The sequence below is a fragment of the Microcoleus sp. A006_D1 genome, from assembly GCF_036702805.1.
Classification (GTDB): domain Bacteria; phylum Cyanobacteriota; class Cyanobacteriia; order Cyanobacteriales; family Microcoleaceae; genus Microcoleus.
Map to the genome: position 1 here is coordinate 296,659 of NZ_JAUBVZ010000003.1, position 16,042 is coordinate 312,700.

General features: G+C 46.0%; 16 protein-coding genes. 5 read left to right on the top strand and 11 right to left on the bottom strand.

Annotation, left to right across the window (positions count from 1 at the left end):
* Window positions 1-19: 19 nt before the first annotated feature.
* The 3 genes from QUB68_RS06880 to QUB68_RS06890 all read right to left on the bottom strand — a co-directional run bounded on the left by QUB68_RS06880 (window position 20) and on the right by QUB68_RS06890 (window position 888).
* A complete protein-coding gene (locus QUB68_RS06880) occupies window positions 20-160 on the bottom strand; it encodes a hypothetical protein (RefSeq protein WP_332990636.1) in 141 nt (46 codons plus the stop codon).
* A gap of 4 nt (window positions 161-164) precedes the next feature.
* A complete protein-coding gene (locus tag QUB68_RS06885) occupies window positions 165-473 on the bottom strand; it encodes a Panacea domain-containing protein (RefSeq protein ID WP_332990639.1) in 309 nt (102 codons plus the stop codon).
* 268 nt (window positions 474-741) lie between these two features.
* Complete coding sequence (locus tag QUB68_RS06890; protein WP_332990642.1) at window positions 742-888, bottom strand: hypothetical protein; 147 nt, start codon at window positions 886-888, stop codon at window positions 742-744.
* Window positions 889-950: 62 nt separating this feature from the next.
* Between QUB68_RS06890 and hemC the strand changes: the two genes are divergently transcribed.
* The 3 genes from hemC (at window position 951) to glgA (ending at window position 4,773) form a co-directional block, all read left to right on the top strand.
* Window positions 951-1,922 (top strand): hydroxymethylbilane synthase, encoded by a 972-nt coding sequence (hemC, locus tag QUB68_RS06895; RefSeq protein WP_332990644.1) that lies wholly within the window; start codon window positions 951-953, stop codon window positions 1,920-1,922.
* A gap of 358 nt (window positions 1,923-2,280) precedes the next feature.
* On the top strand, window positions 2,281-3,108 hold the full coding sequence (locus tag QUB68_RS06900) for a S1C family serine protease (protein ID WP_332990646.1): 828 nt from the start codon (window positions 2,281-2,283) through the stop codon (window positions 3,106-3,108).
* 237 nt (window positions 3,109-3,345) lie between these two features.
* The gene (glgA, locus tag QUB68_RS06905) at window positions 3,346-4,773 is read left to right on the top strand and encodes a glycogen synthase GlgA (RefSeq protein WP_332990648.1); all 1,428 of its coding nucleotides are present in this window, start codon (window positions 3,346-3,348) and stop codon (window positions 4,771-4,773) included.
* A gap of 208 nt (window positions 4,774-4,981) precedes the next feature.
* Here the strand turns inward: glgA and QUB68_RS06910 are convergent, their stop codons facing one another.
* A complete protein-coding gene (locus tag QUB68_RS06910) occupies window positions 4,982-5,476 on the bottom strand; it encodes a DUF1824 family protein (RefSeq protein ID WP_332990650.1) in 495 nt (164 codons plus the stop codon).
* Between the two features lie 221 nt (window positions 5,477-5,697).
* Here QUB68_RS06910 and QUB68_RS06915 point away from each other — a divergent pair, with 221 nt between their 5' ends.
* The gene (locus QUB68_RS06915) at window positions 5,698-6,633 is read left to right on the top strand and encodes a polysaccharide deacetylase family protein (protein WP_332990651.1); all 936 of its coding nucleotides are present in this window, start codon (window positions 5,698-5,700) and stop codon (window positions 6,631-6,633) included.
* Window positions 6,634-6,757: 124 nt separating this feature from the next.
* On the opposite strand, the gene rnc is transcribed toward QUB68_RS06915, so the two are convergent.
* Together rnc and QUB68_RS06925 are read right to left on the bottom strand one after the other, a co-directional pair.
* A complete protein-coding gene (gene rnc / locus QUB68_RS06920; RefSeq protein WP_332990654.1) occupies window positions 6,758-7,471 on the bottom strand; it encodes a ribonuclease III in 714 nt (237 codons plus the stop codon).
* Window positions 7,472-7,621: 150 nt separating this feature from the next.
* Window positions 7,622-8,119: an NYN domain-containing protein gene (locus tag QUB68_RS06925; protein ID WP_332990655.1), complete on the bottom strand. Its 498-nt coding sequence runs from the start codon at window positions 8,117-8,119 to the stop codon at window positions 7,622-7,624.
* Window positions 8,120-8,871: 752 nt separating this feature from the next.
* On the opposite strand from QUB68_RS06925, the gene QUB68_RS06930 reads away from it, so the two are divergent.
* Window positions 8,872-9,015 (top strand): chlorophyll a/b-binding protein, encoded by a 144-nt coding sequence (locus tag QUB68_RS06930; RefSeq protein WP_106150802.1) that lies wholly within the window; start codon window positions 8,872-8,874, stop codon window positions 9,013-9,015.
* Window positions 9,016-9,206: 191 nt separating this feature from the next.
* Here QUB68_RS06930 and QUB68_RS06935 read toward each other — a convergent pair whose 3' ends face one another.
* The 5 genes from QUB68_RS06935 to QUB68_RS06955 all read right to left on the bottom strand — a co-directional run bounded on the left by QUB68_RS06935 (window position 9,207) and on the right by QUB68_RS06955 (window position 15,797).
* The gene (locus QUB68_RS06935) at window positions 9,207-9,419 is read right to left on the bottom strand and encodes a hypothetical protein (protein WP_332990656.1); all 213 of its coding nucleotides are present in this window, start codon (window positions 9,417-9,419) and stop codon (window positions 9,207-9,209) included.
* Between the two features lie 103 nt (window positions 9,420-9,522).
* Complete coding sequence (locus tag QUB68_RS06940) at window positions 9,523-9,741, bottom strand: hypothetical protein (RefSeq protein ID WP_332990658.1); 219 nt, start codon at window positions 9,739-9,741, stop codon at window positions 9,523-9,525.
* A gap of 245 nt (window positions 9,742-9,986) precedes the next feature.
* Window positions 9,987-10,379: a response regulator gene (locus QUB68_RS06945; protein ID WP_332990661.1), complete on the bottom strand. Its 393-nt coding sequence runs from the start codon at window positions 10,377-10,379 to the stop codon at window positions 9,987-9,989.
* A 363-nt stretch (window positions 10,380-10,742) separates the two neighbouring features.
* A complete protein-coding gene (locus tag QUB68_RS06950; RefSeq protein ID WP_332990663.1) occupies window positions 10,743-13,361 on the bottom strand; it encodes a PAS domain S-box protein in 2,619 nt (872 codons plus the stop codon).
* 135 nt (window positions 13,362-13,496) lie between these two features.
* Window positions 13,497-15,797: a glycoside hydrolase gene (locus QUB68_RS06955; protein ID WP_332990665.1), complete on the bottom strand. Its 2,301-nt coding sequence runs from the start codon at window positions 15,795-15,797 to the stop codon at window positions 13,497-13,499.
* Window positions 15,798-16,042 lie beyond the last annotated feature (245 nt).

Sequence of the window (16,042 nt, forward strand, 5' to 3'; positions counted from 1 at the left end):
GTTGTAAACCAAGCTGTACTTACGCCTCTACCAAAGGTGCATAGCAGGATTTCATATCCTCGTGGGAAATGATTTTAGTTGATGTTTCCGCAGGTTCTAATCCCTGGCGGGCGTTGAGCCAAGGTGTCTCCGATTGCGTCAATTCTGCGATGTTTAGCACTTAATTATCCATAAGCATTCCCAACTTCTTCAAGTACCTCGATCTCATTTTCATCAAATTCTCCTTCAAAATTATCGGTAGCGGGAATATCGCTATATTTGTAAGCTTTGTACTCATCCCAAACATCGCGGACAATGGGGCCGGAAACCCAAGCTTCAATATCTCGATCAAATAGCGGCTGGTCTCTAAAGACTAAACTCCAAGCTTGTGCATAATACACGAGCTTTTGCAGTTTCAGAGGAGAAATGGTATCGCCTGCTTCTCGATCGACACGACATAAAAAGTAACGCGCAACGTCAAGAGCACTTTTCATAGTTTTAGGATTTTAGTAATTTGACAAATTTACTTTTGATGGTAATATGACTTACGCACGAGTGTTTAGAAACCGGGTTTTTTTACCAACATACTTGATTGTAGACCGCAGATTCGGTAAAAAACCCGGTTTCTGGGGCCCCATGTGTAAGTCCTGGGTAAGCTATTTGGTGGCTTTAGAAGTACGATCGCAATTACGATCGCCCTTTTCCCCTGATTCCAACATTTCTCTCCCCAAATCCTGCAACCTTGCAGCTAATTCTTTCTCGCTACTGCTGAGCCAACTCTTCAGGCAAACCAGCTTGGGCCCGATCGACCCTAGGCAAATCATACACCGTCGGCTGCCTGTCGCTCTCCAGGTCGATCGGCTCAGTTTTATGGCCTGAATTATCCCAACCAGCAATTAAAGTCCCCACCTGCGGTACGCTAGATCAGGTGAATATATTGGCTGATTTCAAGCTATCCTCCGATCGATCTTATGTCCCCAACCACATCTGCCCCCTCCCGAACCGTCCGCATCGGTTCACGCAAAAGCCAACTCGCCCTCGTCCAAACCCACTGGGTGCAAGCAGAGCTACAGAAACACTTCCCGGAACACACTTTTGAAGTCCACACCATGTCCACCCAAGGGGACATAATTCTTGATGTCGCGCTTGCTAAAATTGGCGACAAAGGACTTTTCACCAAAGAATTAGAAACGGGAATGCTGAACAATGAAACGGACTTTGCCGTTCATTCCCTCAAAGATTTGCCCACCAATTTACCCGAAGGTTTAATTTTAGGATGCGTCACCGAACGGGAAAATCCCGCTGACGCCCTGGTAGTTCACGCCAAGCACAAAGACAAGCAACTCGACACCCTCCCAGAAAATGCAGTAATCGGCACTTCTTCGCTGCGCCGACTGGCTCAACTGCGGCATCATTTCCCTCATTTTGAATTCAAAGATATTCGCGGCAATCTCAATACTCGACTCGCTAAATTAGATGATGGCGGTTACGACGCGATTATTCTAGCAGTTGCAGGACTCGAAAGATTGGGAATGGGCGATCGCATCCACCAAATTATCTCTCCAGAAATCTCCCTTCACGCCGTCGGACAAGGTGCTTTGGGCATCGAATGCCGCACCGGAGACACAGAAATCATGGCAGTGATTAAAGCTCTCGAACACTCGGAAACCGCCCAAAGATGTTATGCCGAACGCGCATTTCTCCGGGAATTAGAAGGCGGCTGTCAAGTACCCATCGGCGTCAATACCAAAATAGAAAACGGTCAATTAACCTTAACCGGAATGGTATCGAGTCTCGACGGCAAGCGCTTCGTCAAAGATACTGTTTCCGGCCCCGCCGAGACTGCTGAAATGCTGGGAATTGACCTCGCTCACCGCCTGCGCCAACAGGGAGCCAGTGAAATTTTGGAGGAAATTTTTATCGAAGTTAAACGCGGTTCATAAACCACATCGGCATCTATTTGTCAATGCTTTTAGACGCAAAATATCGCCTTTTATCAAATAAAAATAACTGGCGGTTCGCTTTTGCTTTCACAGGTACAGTAGCAGTAGGGTTGTAGATTTTTGATGGGAGCTTTAGATAAAATCGCCCATGATTTCAAAAATATATAACTAATTTAGGACGCTCCGCACGGTGTTGAGAAACCAGGTTTATGGATGGATGCTTTGCTATAAAGCCCAGGATTTTTCGTAGAAACCGGGTTTCTTTGGCCTGAGTCCTATAATTGTCAACGTACCAATCCAAAATCCACAATCAAACATCCAAAATAAATCAGCAACCTATTTCAGGGAAAGGCAAAATATGAGCGCTAGAGAAACTCAATTAAAGCTTGAATTGAAAAAAGTTCAGGAACTTTATCGCAAAATGCAGGCAGACAAAAAAGCTTTGCAGCAGCAATTGAAAGAGTTTAAAACCCAGACGGGAAACTTTTCCGATGTCGTCGAGCAAGTCTTGCCGTCGGTAGTTTCAGTTTACGTGATGGATTGGGATACAGGAGAAGAGATTTCTTCTGGAAGCGGATTTTTTGTATCGCCGGACATAATTGTCACTAATTATCACGTTGTCGAAGATATTGCCGATGAAGATTACTTCTACGAGGAAGATGAAGTCGAACAGGTTTTAGTAGAAACTAACGACGGAAAGTTGAGAATGGCAGAGGTGGTATTTACTGGCAATGCGGAAGAGGATTTAGCATTGCTTTTGATTACTGGTTTTATGATCGATCCGGAAACAGGAGAACAAGTAGAATCTCCAGATGAATATCCTCCCCTAGAGTTGTCTTTTGATGTCAAAGTTGGCGATCGAGTAATTGCTGTTGGCAATCCTTTGGGACAGTTTGCTTCAACTATAACTCAGGGTGTTATTAGTGAAATTCGCGAACCAGATGAGTATGAGGAAGGGGACGAAGAAGATGATGATGTTGCCGAGGTGAAGGTGCTGCAAACTGATGCGACGATCAATCCGGGAAATTCCGGCGGCCCGCTGATTAATATGGCCGGTCAAGTTGTTGGGGTTAATACCTGGGGATGGGAAGATGCTGATACTATTAATTTGGCGATCGCCTCCGTTGCTTTGGATGACTTTTTAGCTGGATTTGAGGAAACTTTTGAGGATGATGCCGAGAATTAGTCGCTAGTTGTCGGTAGATTTTATCCAATTACCACCCATGTAGGGGCGGGTTCACCGAAATATTTGATACCCATCGACCAATCATAAAAACCCGCCCCCACCACACCTTTTGAGTAAAGTGCCAGATCCACCTGTGCAACTGAGATTTATACTGGTTTTTGCACGTCGCGTTAATATTGTGCCGATCGCCATTTAAACTTAATCTAGACTAACTACCTTAAGAAACACAAAAAAATCATGCGCATTTTATTTGTATCCGCCGAAGCAGCACCCCTAGCCAAAGTAGGCGGTATGGGCGATGTCGTCGGCGCTTTGCCTAAATTTCTGCGCCGCATGGGTCACGATGTCCGCATCTTCATGCCCTACTACGGTTTCGTCCCCGACAAAATGGACGTTCCCAAAAAACCCGTTTTCCAGGGGGCGGCGATGTTCCAAAGCTTCTCCGTCTTTGAAAGTGTTTTGCCGGGAACCGATGTACCTTTATACTTATTGCAACATCCATCTTTCTTACCCCGTCGCGTTTACGGCGGATTAGATGAAGATTGGAGGTTCACTTTCTTTGCCAATGCCGCCGCTGAATTTGCCTGGAATCACTGGAAACCCCAAATTATGCACTGTCACGACTGGCATACAGGGATGATACCTGTTTGGATGAAACAAGACCCCGATATCAGCACAGTTTTTACTATTCACAATTTAGCTTATCAAGGGCCGTGGCGCTGGCGTTTGGAGCAGATGACTTGGTGCCCGTGGTATATGCAAGGTCACAATACAATGGCTGCGGCAGTACAGTTTGCCGATCGAGTAAATACAGTTTCACCGACTTACGCCGAACAAATCAAAACCCCAGCTTACGGGGAAAGTTTGGAAGGTTTGCTGTCTTTCCTCGGCGGCAAGGTGTCGGGGATTTTGAACGGAATTGATACAGAATCTTACAACCCAGAAACAGACAAGTACCTCCATCAACAATTCAGTGTTGATACTATTGAAAAGCGTCCAGCCAACAAAATTGCCCTGCAAGAAGAAGTCGGTCTGGAAGTGAATAAAAGCGCCTTTTTAATCGGCATGGTGACGCGGCTGGTAGAACAGAAGGGATTGGATTTGATCATTCAAATGCTCGATCTCTTCATGGCCTATACCGACGCTCAGTTTATTGTACTCGGAACGGGCGATCGCTACTACGAAACCCAGCTCTGGCAAATGACCGCCCGCTATCCCGGTCGGATGTCCACCCAATTACTCTACAACGACGCCCTCTCCCGGCGCATTTACGCAGGCTGCGACACCTTCCTGATGCCCAGCCGTTTCGAGCCCTGCGGCATCAGCCAAATGCTCGCCCTCCGCTACGGGTGCGTCCCAATGGTGCGCCGCACCGGTGGTTTAGTCGATACCGTCTCCCACAACAACCCGATCGACAATACTGGTACCGGTTACTGTTTCGATCGCTACGAGCCCCTCGACTTGTTCACCTGCATGATCCGAGCATGGGAAGGTTTCCGCTACAAAGATAAGTGGAAAGAACTGCAACAACGCGGGATGAGAGAAGATTTTAGCTGGGATATTTCTGCCAAGAAATACGTCAACTTGTACAGCGATATTTTGGGAATCCCGCCCGAAGAAACTGCACCGGAATCAGAGCCAGAATTAATCATTGGCAAGGGTTGATTTCTTTGCTTGTAGGGTGTGTCAGGCGTTATTTTCGATTTAAGCGGTAGGATATTTGCTGACACACCCAAAAACCTGTCATCTAAATTCGCACCTCTTCTCTCAAAATTCATCCGTTAAATCCGTTACATAATCCGTTGCCGAACCTCTTCTCTCAATATCCATCCGTTAAATCCGTTACATAATCCGTTGCCGAACTTCTCATCAATTAATCAACAAACAAATCCAAAGGTAAATGACCGTAAGTCCCGCTAACTCCACCTTCTGAGGAAAATTGACACGACACCAAAACGCCCCGGTAAGTTCCGGTATAACCGTCAACATAATACGAACCCTTCAAAGTATTGAACTTAATATAAACCGAACCAGTAAAGATCGAACCAGCATTTGGATCTAAAACAGCTTGATATCCCAAAGCTTTTAAATAACTTGCTAAAGCGGCAAAACCCTCATCCGTCGAAGACGCGCAAACTCCCAGCATTTGGTAATCAGACAAACTTGCTACCAGCAAAATCGCTTGACGCAGCGCCTGTTTTTCCAGCGGCGATACTACAGATTGCATATCCAGACAAGTAAAATCCTTGAGGATTTGCTGTGCTGCTTCTACAGTTAGGGTAGTCGGGTTTTGAGTAGACATCAATTGCTCTGATATTTCCAAAAAGTACGATCGACACTCAGGTACTCGCCAACGAAATTCTGGCATTGTCACCCTCGATCCACGGCAGTAACACTCGCGCCAGCCCCGATTATAGCGCATTCTGCGCTCTGGCAATCAAGGGAGGGCGATCGTCTTCGAGGCTTCGCCAACGGCTGCATCTCAAACTATACCTAAATTCCAAATAAATCGCCAAAAAAATGTCAATCTTGCTGAATTTGCCTCTATTAATGGTAGAGATGAATAGCACGAAAAATGGTAATAAAATTATGAAGAGCGAGCACTTGTTAAAAAAAGCAAACATCCTGCGAGATTTTCTATCTCGCCTGCTACACAAAGCCAAACCGATTTACTTATTGCTAATATTTGCAATCAGTATAGGTATTTCTGGCTCGACACTAGAATCTAATTTCATTAGAATCCCGATTATCGGCTTTCACGATATTGTAGACACTCGAAACCCCGCCGAAATGCCACCTCGGAGACTCGCTTTTCCCATCGACTACACCAAACAAAATTTTTCACTCTTTTTAGAATATCTAATTAAAGAAAATTATTGGTTGTTATCATCTCAAGACTTGTACGTATACTTTATCAACAAGTCGCAGCCCATACCAGCTCAATATCTAGGTAAAAAACCAATTATGCTCGCTTTTGACGACGGCTACAAAGGCGTTCACGAAAATGCACTGCCCCTCCTAGAAAAACTTTCAGTTATTTACAAAGAAAAGGGCAAATTTGTGTTATTTGTCAATCCTCACTTTTTAGGCGTTAATATGGGAAAAGATTTTTTAGCTCACACTACTTGCAACGATTTAAGAGATGGATACCAAAAAGGTTTTTATGACGTTCAGTCTCACGGTTTTACTCACAAAAATTTAACTAAAATCAGCGGCAAAGAATTAGAATTTGAAATTGCTAAATCTAAGTCAGAGTTGAGAAAATGTATGGGAGATTTAGACAAAAATAAGGTTATCGGCGCTCACATCGCGTATCCCTACGGTGCATCAGACAGGGAAGTCGAAGAAATTTTGCCTAAATATCATTTAACTGGCTTTTTGTACGATGACAATCTATTCAGAGTAAACCGACTGAAAAATAACTACCGGATCTCTCGCATAACTGTGGACAAAAATACATCGCCGAGAGATTTAATTCGGATAGCTAAAAAAGCTTCTACTCTCAGAAAGAAAGGGTGGTTTTAGGCAAAATTTGGGGTTATGCTATCTCTTGGATTGGGAAAGTTTAGTTGTAGCAATAATCGCGAATGCACGTGTTTTTTGTGTCATCTGGCAAAAAAGCTAGTAGTTTTTACCGATATTGTCATGTTTAAATCAGTCCGCGTTTTTTCAGCTTTGCTAGCGCATCTTCGGCTGCATTTTTCTCAGCATCTTTTTTACTTTTGCCTTTACCTTCTCCGTAGCATTTGTCTGCAACATAAACTTTAGCGAGAAATTCCGGCTGGTGAGGAGTTCCCCCTGCTTGGACTGTGACGTATTTGGGCGGAGTCGTGTCACCGTTGACCTGTACCCACTCCTGAAAGCGGTTTTTCGAGTCTACAGTCGATCGAGTTTCCACAACATTGTCGGGAACCGAATCAAACATTTGCCACACAAAGTCACGAACTTTATCCATTTCTTCCGTATCGAGATAGTAAGCGCCAATGAATGCTTCAAAAGTGCTGCTGAGCAAATTTGGGTTGGTAATCCCGCCTTCTCGATAAGCTCCTTTACCGAGTCGCATTTTTAAGTCTAAACTGATTTCAGTAGCAAATCTGGCTAATTGTTTTTCATCTACCAATGCAGAACGGCGGCGAGTCATTTGGTCTTCTCCCATTTCTGGGTGACGCTGATAGAGATATTCGCCGCTGAGAAAAGTCAGCAAAGCATCGCCGAGAAATTCTAAGCGTTCGTTGTCTGCTTCGCGGAAGGTGGGGTTTTCGTTGACGTAGGAACGATGGGTGAGGGCTTGGCGCAGCAGTTTTTCATTGTTGAATTGGGGAATGGTTATTTGGAGTTCTTGTGTTTGATTAGTTAATGGCATGGGAGTTTGATAATTGTTATTGATTTTGGAGTTTCGTGTTGTTATGTTGGCGGACATGAAGGAGCCGCAGATAGCGGTTGGTTGGGAGAATCTAGTTTATCAAATAAACTGGATTTTGGCTATCTGCGGCGAGGTGAATGTCTAGGAAGTTTAGGCAGTCATTTTGTAAGTCTCGATCGACTTCGGCAATTCATCGATCAAGTAAAATCGATCGGCAAGCTTTTTGAGATTGTGACTATCATTACCTTTGCGGGCAACAATTATTACCTTCTTCCCCTTTTCATGCAGATCGTGAGTCAAAATTTCACCGTAGCCGTCTCCAGACACAATAATAAATGTGTGTGGGTATGAGCTCATTGAAGCCTCGCTACAGCAGTTCATTGACAAATAAAAGTCTACAGCATTTTTGATGTTTAGGGATACATCAAAACGTTGAAAATTTAGATAGTCTAAAGTTTCTTGTGCAGTCTTATTTCTTTGTTTCCAATTGTCGTAAACTTTTTGATTGACTACATATCCTAGTCCACTAGCCAAGAATAATAAATCTTTGGCTCGTTTGTAATCAGGGACGTTCTGATAATCCCAATAAATGGAAACTAAAGCTTGCTGTTGGTAGATTAATCCATTTGAGGTTCGATCGGTGTCCATTCGAGTATTTCCTAAAATTAGGTTGACTGGACAGCCTCGACGTATCGCGCATCTACCATTAATGGAACGTTGCCTGTGGATTTGCTCAAAAATGAACATCTCAGCACAAGACAATCTGTTACCACAAAACACTGTAATTTTGTGGGATTTGATTAGCGTCTTAGCTACAGGATTTATAGAACTGGAAGGAGCTTAGTAGCAGCCCGTTGAAGGGAAATCTAACTCTATAATGTTTCGATTTTCTCAAGCTTGTATTAACTATCAACTTGTTAAAACGACATTAGACTTACTTTCCGCTCAACGGGGTGCTAGAAACTTGTTCGAGTTGTATACATCCTGTAGCTAAGACGACTCAATCAACATTCCTTGATTTTGAATGCGATATTTACTTTTAGCTGTGGCTTTAGTATGGCGCTCTAATTATGGGATGTCAAGTATTTATTGAAATTGTTTTTTGACATCCTTATATCTCACCAAGATTTTCGCTAACCTGACACCGATCGACCCACGCGCCCTGACCTCAGAAACCGGGTTTCTACGAGATTTGGCGACGAGTAACGGAAATATCTGAAGAAACCCGGTTTCTAGCCCCCGAGGCGATCGCCCGTCCCCAATGCACCACCATCTCCCCACAGGGGTTCATCCCCCTTATGGCCGATATTTGAAAAACAAATGTAAAAATATGTTGCAATATTTTTACATTTGTGTTAACTTTAGTTACATAAGGTTGAAATACAACGAGGTTTATGGTCATGGAAAACAAAGACGCAAAATTAGGCTTCACTGAGTTCGCTGAAACCTGGAACGGCCGTTTGGCAATGCTGGGCTTCGTTATCGGCTTGGCTACCGAATACCTCACCGGTCAAGGCATTCTCTCTCAAATCGGTTTGATGTAATCAGCTTAACTGCACACAATAGCTGTAATTTGTGGCGGGCGATCGACGCATCACTGCGATCGCCCGCCCACAAGTCCCCTTCACTCACACTGAAGGGGCTTTTGCATTTTTAATCAAAAAAAATCCAATCCATGGCACAATCAAAATTTTTTTCCGTCTCAATATTTATCGCCACACCAACTACAGCTTTCCTAAGCAATTCCTACCGAATCCAAAATCCTCACTTTAGGAGTCAAACCAGGAAGCTTCACCAAACCGTCCCGTTTGTGAGCCCGCAGGGTGTTACTTAAAATCATTTCCGACAGATCCGGCATTTCCTGCCAGCAGTGCGAGCAGAACCAATAAACGCGATTGTGGCGAGCGTGGCGGAGTAATGTCGAGGAGCAACAAGGGCAACTATTCATGATATTTTAAACCTTCTTTAAGATATGGAGCGATAACCAATTCATTACAGACCGTGACTAATGTCGGTGCATCTCAAATCCAGACACAACAATAAAAAAAAAATCACTCAAAACTTTCCGCGTTTCGTAAGTAGCACTTTTGGATACCCAGCAGCAGCATTACAATCAGAAGCTGAATGCTCCAAGGGGCTAAAGAGAAACCCCAGACAAAACAACCCAGTCCGGCCAAACCCAGCAGTACAAAAATATCTTGAGAGGTTTGCCAGTAAGTCCAGACGGCCGCCAGAGAAACTATCAGTAGTAAAATGTAAGCTGAGGGCATATTCGTCTTCTCCCAAGGTTTCTGCCAACAGTCAGGAGCGATTCCTGACGATGTGCTTAAATTAAAACGAAAAACTGAAGAACTTATGAAGATGAGCAAGTTGTTACAAAATAAAATATAATCCTGCCCGATGATATTCAGAATAAAAATCTAGCAGGAATAGTTTTTTTATTTGGTTATACAATTTGAGAGGCCCGATCCTCTTCGTTGATGATCCTCCCGTAGGGGCGGGCTGCGCTAACGACTTATACTTCATCCCAGCCCAAAGCTTCAGCCACCTGAGCAGCCAAAGCCATCGGTTCAAAAGGCTTAGCAATCACACTCACCACCCCCAAATCCGCGAACATCCGCCTGTCGCTAGCGAGAGCCTTAGCCGTCAATAAAATTACCGGAATGTGCTGCGTAGCATGATTAGCTTGTAACTGTTTAAAAGTAGTAGGCCCATCTTGGTCGGGCATCATCACGTCCAAGAGAATAGCATCAGGTTGTTCGGCAAGAGCCTTAGCCACACCCTCGCGGCCAGAACTCGCGGTCAGGACTTCCCAGCCCCCCACCACCTCAAGACTGACTTGAGCCACTTCCCGAATATCTTCCGCATCGTCAATCACCAAGATGCGCTTGGCAGTCAAAATTAACATCTTTTGTAGGAATGAGAACTGATCGTAGACTAGAAGTAAAATGTGAATATTTGGTAAAGCAAACCATTTTACCAGATAGGCTTTACACTAAATTTACAAAACTGTAAAATTTTCCCACCCAAAAAATCCACTTTTCGACCTCACATCGCGATTTTTGCCCGCTTCTGCCTGTATATCCCGAGGGGCAAGAATCACAGTCCCGGACGCACTCGCGACTCCTCGAACCCGGGTTTTTTTTAGCGTTTCTACAGGCTGCAACGAAGTATTTAGGTAAAAAAAAACCAGTTTCTGCATCTAGGAGGGAATGAAAATTTTGGCATTCAATTTTTTTCATGACTAATGACGAACGACCAAGGACTTCCCTTAACTTTCTCGCTCCCCAATAAGTGGCAGACTTAAGAAAAAAGTGCTGCCTTCCCCCAAAACGCTCTCCACCCAAATCCGGCCCCCGTGCTGCTGCACGATGCTGCGACAAATAGCCAGCCCCAAACCAGTTCCTCCTTTCTGGCGACAATCAGAAGCATCAACCTGTTGAAAGCGCTCAAAGACCATCTCTAGCTTGTCCGCCGGAATGCCGCGTCCTTGGTCTTTAACAGCAATCAGGATTTCCGAACTCACTGGCAAGTGCGGATTGGCGGCCGGCTCAGGAGACAATAAAGACGACCCAGCTTTTTCTGCCACATCCCGATCGCGCGTCAACTCCCCGCTTAGCCAAATCCTAGCACCCGGAGCCGAAAATTTTATAGCATTACTGAGCAAATTTGTCAAGGCCTGAATTAGCCGATCGGGAACAGCCAGTAATTGCGCCCCCACAGGCGTCACCGACAGAGTAACTCCTGCCTGCTGAGCCATTCCCTGCATCTCCTCAGCAGCCTGCAACATCAGATCCGCGACATTGCAAATTTGTTTGATGGCAGTGCTGTAATTCGACTGCATCCGCTCTAAATCCAGGATGTCGTTGACCAAGCGCACCAAACGGTCAGTATTAGTAACAGCAATCTCCATCATCCGCTTGGCTTTCTGGGGGTGAGCGTCAAGGATGCCGCTGTTGAGGAGGCCGAGGGCTCCGTGAATCGAGGTCATCGGCGTCCGCAATTCGTGGCTGACAACAGAAATGAATTCATCTTTCATGCGCTCGATCGCCAGCCGATCGGTGATATCTTTAAAAGTCACCACAGCGCCAATAATTTCGCCTTGTTCTCGCATCGGAGCGACAACGTACTCAACCGGAAAACTGCTGCCATCTCGCCGACAAAAAACCTCATCGGTGACGCGCCGCACCTCTCCGTCTACCAAAGTGTCTAAAATTTGAGAACTTACTGGGTTCGACAGTTTTCCCGTCGCCGGTGCGGCGCAGTGTGGGGCAAGTTGAGAGCCGGAATTGATGTCTGTTGCAGATGACAAAAGCTCGATCGCCCGCGAGCATTCTTCCTGTGAACGGTGTATGGTTTCATAGAGCGGTCGATCGATCAATTCCTTCGACTGGCAGCCGGCCATTCTTACCGCCGCCGGATTCACAAAAGTTACCTTTCCCTGTTTATTCAACCCGCAAATTCCTTCGCCTGCGGAGAACAAAATCATTTCATTTTGGTGGCGGAGTTGTTCGAGCGCTTTTTCGATGCGCTTGCTATCGCTGATGTCGCGAGCGATTGTCGAAATGCCCGTTAGTGTTCCTGTCGCGTCTTTAATCGGAGAAATCGTCAGGGAGACATCTATTTGTTTGCCGTCTTTACGCAAATGCAGGGTTTCGTAATGGTCGATAGTGGCTCCAGCCCGAATATTTTCCAGAATTTGCGACATTTCCTTGGGGCGTTCGGGAATTGCTAAAATCTCGATCGACTGCCCCTTGACGAACTGCGCGCTGTAGCCATAGAGCTTCTCGGCCCCTGTATTCCAGCTCTGAATTGTCCCGGCGAGGGTTTTGCTGATGATGCCGTCGTCGGAAGACTCGACAATGGACGCTAAGCGCACCAGTTCGTCTTGCGCCTGCTTGTATTCGGTAATGTCGCGGCCCAAAATCACGATACTTTTGCGTCTGCCCTCGGGGTGAAATACGGGTACTTTAATTACGTCGTAGATTTTTAGAGTACCGTCCGATCGCGGAACCACTTCTTCTCCCCTAGAAAGTGTACCTTTTTCCCACGCTGCTCGATCGCTTACTTCGCACGCCTGTAGGGTCTCCCGGTAAAAACTGCTGAGTTCTCCTAGCTGAGAATCTGTCAGCCCGCGGTATTCATCTGCTGATAGCTCGAAGACTTCCAATATCGCTTGATTTGCCTCCTGCCACCTGCCCTCGCCATCTTTGAAGCAGACAATATCTGGCATGGCATTCATCAGCAAGTCGAGATAGGAGTTTTCTCGCAGTGCAGCTTCAACCTGGGCCCGCTTGGCGATTTCCTGTTGCAGGTTTTCGTTTGCCGTTTGCACCGAGTCGATTAACAAACTTTCGGTAAAAGTGCGTTCTTTAATTACTTCCTGAAGTCGGTGGATTTCTAGGGACAATCGCCTGCGCGCCAACAAATTTTCTACCCGTAAGTGCAGTTGGGTGGCATCTACGGGAGTTGTGATTAAATCGTCAATTTTGCCTTGGAGTTGTTTTGCACTCAGCGAAAACGGCGGCTCAGAAACAGCCGAAATTTGGGATTTTGTCACGAGCAAAAACGGTAAAAATATCGGAGCGGCGGCTGCTTTTAATGCTTCTACCAGCGGCCCAATGCGATCGAAGTTTTCCTCGTCGAGAATGCACAAGTCAAAAGCAATTTGGGTAATGGGAAAATCCGAGTTTGGTTCTGAAGTGCGATCGTCGGGTACTATCACCTCATGGTCGGTGTTGAGGTGTGCGATCGGCAAATGTTGTTGTTGGAGGCGATCGATCAAGAGCAAAATGCGGCTCATTAGTTTGATAATTTCCCAATGACTAATGATTTGATGTTCGGTAAATTCACCCAGTCTCAGGTTTGTAGTGAGGACTTCAGTCCTCATAAGACAGAGGACGGTCGTCCTCACTACAAACCAATTTTATAGCGGTAGAACGACCGGACACAATAGGACTAATGACCAATAACTAATGACCAATGACTACTGACAACTGTCAACTGTCAACTGTCAACTGTCTTTTTACGGCATTCCGATCGGAATCAAAGCATCTTCCGGCATAGAACTAGAATAACGCTCCCCTTCCGATAAAACCGCAATCAGCCTCATTTGCCAGTCGGGCATAATTTGCAAATCCGCCCAGGGTATTGCTACCTCCAAACATTTATCCAGTCCCACTTGGGCGCGGCTGATGCGGGAATGCCACTCATCGCGCTCTCCTGCTTCCTGAAACCAAATCGATTTCGTCAGCAAATTAATCTCTAACTGATGGTGGAATCGATAGTTTAGCGGTGCTTCGTCTGGCAAACCCGACAGCGGAATCATACTATTGTGCATTGTGCGATCGGGATAATACCAGAACAAATTCAACTCCGGCGGGCAATCAATACCCGGGCGTATCCCAGCCTTAAAGTCGGCGCGAAGGTAAAAATTCAAGTGATCGACACCGTACCAAAGCCGCTGAATTGCCGAACTCCGGTGCATTGTACCCCTTGCTCCCCCAACTTCAATCCGGCCGGCTTTGTCCCAATCCTGTTCGTTACCGATACCGTCGATAATCGGGTGAATAAAGCTCAGCGGCAGGTGGTCACCTTGAACCTGGTGCACCTCTACTTGCTGTCGCACATCCGGGGGTACGGGCTCGCCCAGAGCTTCGTAGATGGCAGCTAGGTGTTCGCGAAATAGCTGGTCGAACATGGCATCTTGGTTCGACGTATGGCCTTCGCCAAACCACCAGAACCAATCGGAACCTTCGGCCGCAAACAGCGCTTCCCAAGCTTCTGGATTGCTCTCTTCTGTGGCCTCTGGATGGTTTGCTAGTACCTGTCTCGCGGCCCCTAACAAGTCCCAAGCGCGATTTTTAGCGGGATCTCCGATCCAAGTTGTCAGGGAACCGTCTACCCAGGAACCGGTATGGAGTTGGGCGGCGGGTATGATTTCGGTGGCTGGGAATTTGTCGAGAAATTCCGAGACTGTGACTAATTTGATATCGGGATTGTCGCTGAGAGTTTGATAGAGTGATTCTAAGAACGGTTTGCCGTCTTCGGGATAGAATTCCCAGCAATTTTCGCCGTCTAGGGCGATCGTCACTAACCAGGGATTTTCTAAAGCTGTTTGGCCGCTTGACTGTCGGTGTTTGAGAGTTCTGCCGATCGCCTCCAAGTGTCCCACCAAATCAGATGCTGCTTTTTCCGGTTCCATAGAACCGTAGGTAAACCCAATCAAATCAGACAATCTGTGGTCTCGAAATACGATCGCCAAATCCCCATCAGGAGTTTCTAAACGATAAGGGCGATATAACAATTCTGGTTCACAAACATTCCCCGCCCCATCGCGATTAAAAAAGTGTTTAATTGTCCACCCCAATACCGCCTCATCCGAGACAATCCATTTAAACCCTTGTTTAGCAATGTAGGGCAAAATTTCCGGGCTGACTGCTTGTTCCGACGGCCACAAACCACGCGGTTGGCACTCAAATCTGTCTTGATACATATCCCAGGCTTTTCTCAAATGTCTGGGAATATCTTCTGCCCACTGAAACCTGTGTTCTGGCAGCGTCATGTTAGGAATCGCTATGCGGCCGCCGTTGGTGTCAGCAAGTAGCGGTAAAATCGGGTGCGTGTAGGGGGTTGTGGAGACTTCCAACTGTCCCTCAGCTTGCATTTTACGGTGCTGTGGAATGATTCTGGCGAGGATTTCTTTTTGTTTTGAGTAGATTTTTTTTCGGTCTGCCTGATTGAAATTTTGTCCTTGTTTGAGCCAGCCTGCAATCTCGGGGTCATCCCAAAACAGCGGGTCAATCCAAGCTAAATTGTGCCACGCCAGCAAGTCGCCAAAATCCTGCACTTTCCAGTTTGCCAAACACCACTGAATGCCTTTTTCCTGCCGTTGAGTGTAGAGTTGAGCGTAGCGGGGATGCGGCTGAATCAGGGTGTGGTAATTGGCATCAAAGAAGTGTTCTAAAATGAACTCTTGTTCTTGGATGTTTAAAGTTTCGGCGGGCTTGAGAGTGACCGCCAAGTAAGGGTCTAATGCTCTGTCGGCGATGCAGTCTTCTATCTGCAAAATCAAGGACGGAACCAGGTTTACTGTTTGATGCAGTTTGGGGTATTTTGCCAGAATCAAAACTAAATCTAAGTAGTCTTTGACGCCGTGCAAGCGCACCCAAGGCAGTCGATAGTGTTCTTGGAGGTGAAATTTGGGGGACTGCAATATCGGCGAGTTTGACCCCGAACTGGTGTCTGGCTCAGCAGCGGATGCCCTCGATTTATACAAAGGCTGGTGCTGGTGCCAAATAAAGGCGACGTAGAGAGGGTGTGACATTGGTAATGAGTAATTATTGATGAGCTAGTTACGTCTTGTGCAACTTTCAGATAAATTCCACTCTGTTCACTAACATAAAGTTTATGATGTTTTTGTTAAGTACAGTGGAACTATGCTAGTCAGATCGACACATTTAGGGCACCGGGAGCTGCCGACCAGTATGGTGCCGATCGCTCCACAGAGCAGCTTTCTTGGCAGTGCTGTTGAGGTCGAAAATGGAGAAATCTCGGTATCAATAGTTCCAT

Excerpts from the sequence above, each read along its gene's own strand:
- QUB68_RS06885 (WP_332990639.1), bottom strand. The coding sequence starts at position 473 with ATGAAAAGTGCTCTTGACGTTGCGCGTTACTTTTTATGTCGTGTCGAT.
- hemC (WP_332990644.1), top strand. The coding sequence starts at position 951 with ATGTCCCCAACCACATCTGCCCCCTCCCGAACCGTCCGCATCGGTTCA.
- QUB68_RS06900 (WP_332990646.1), top strand. The coding sequence starts at position 2,281 with ATGAGCGCTAGAGAAACTCAATTAAAGCTTGAATTGAAAAAAGTTCAG.
- glgA (WP_332990648.1), top strand. The coding sequence starts at position 3,346 with ATGCGCATTTTATTTGTATCCGCCGAAGCAGCACCCCTAGCCAAAGTA.
- QUB68_RS06910 (WP_332990650.1), bottom strand. The coding sequence starts at position 5,476 with ATGCCAGAATTTCGTTGGCGAGTACCTGAGTGTCGATCGTACTTTTTG.
- QUB68_RS06915 (WP_332990651.1), top strand. The coding sequence starts at position 5,698 with ATGAAGAGCGAGCACTTGTTAAAAAAAGCAAACATCCTGCGAGATTTT.
- rnc (WP_332990654.1), bottom strand. The coding sequence starts at position 7,471 with ATGCCATTAACTAATCAAACACAAGAACTCCAAATAACCATTCCCCAA.
- QUB68_RS06925 (WP_332990655.1), bottom strand. The coding sequence starts at position 8,119 with ATGGACACCGATCGAACCTCAAATGGATTAATCTACCAACAGCAAGCT.
- QUB68_RS06930 (WP_106150802.1), top strand. The coding sequence starts at position 8,872 with ATGGAAAACAAAGACGCAAAATTAGGCTTCACTGAGTTCGCTGAAACC.
- QUB68_RS06935 (WP_332990656.1), bottom strand. The coding sequence starts at position 9,419 with ATGAATAGTTGCCCTTGTTGCTCCTCGACATTACTCCGCCACGCTCGC.
- QUB68_RS06940 (WP_332990658.1), bottom strand. The coding sequence starts at position 9,741 with ATGCCCTCAGCTTACATTTTACTACTGATAGTTTCTCTGGCGGCCGTC.
- QUB68_RS06945 (WP_332990661.1), bottom strand. The coding sequence starts at position 10,379 with ATGTTAATTTTGACTGCCAAGCGCATCTTGGTGATTGACGATGCGGAA.
- QUB68_RS06950 (WP_332990663.1), bottom strand. The coding sequence starts at position 13,361 with ATGAGGACTGAAGTCCTCACTACAAACCTGAGACTGGGTGAATTTACC.
- QUB68_RS06955 (WP_332990665.1), bottom strand. The coding sequence starts at position 15,797 with ATGTCACACCCTCTCTACGTCGCCTTTATTTGGCACCAGCACCAGCCT.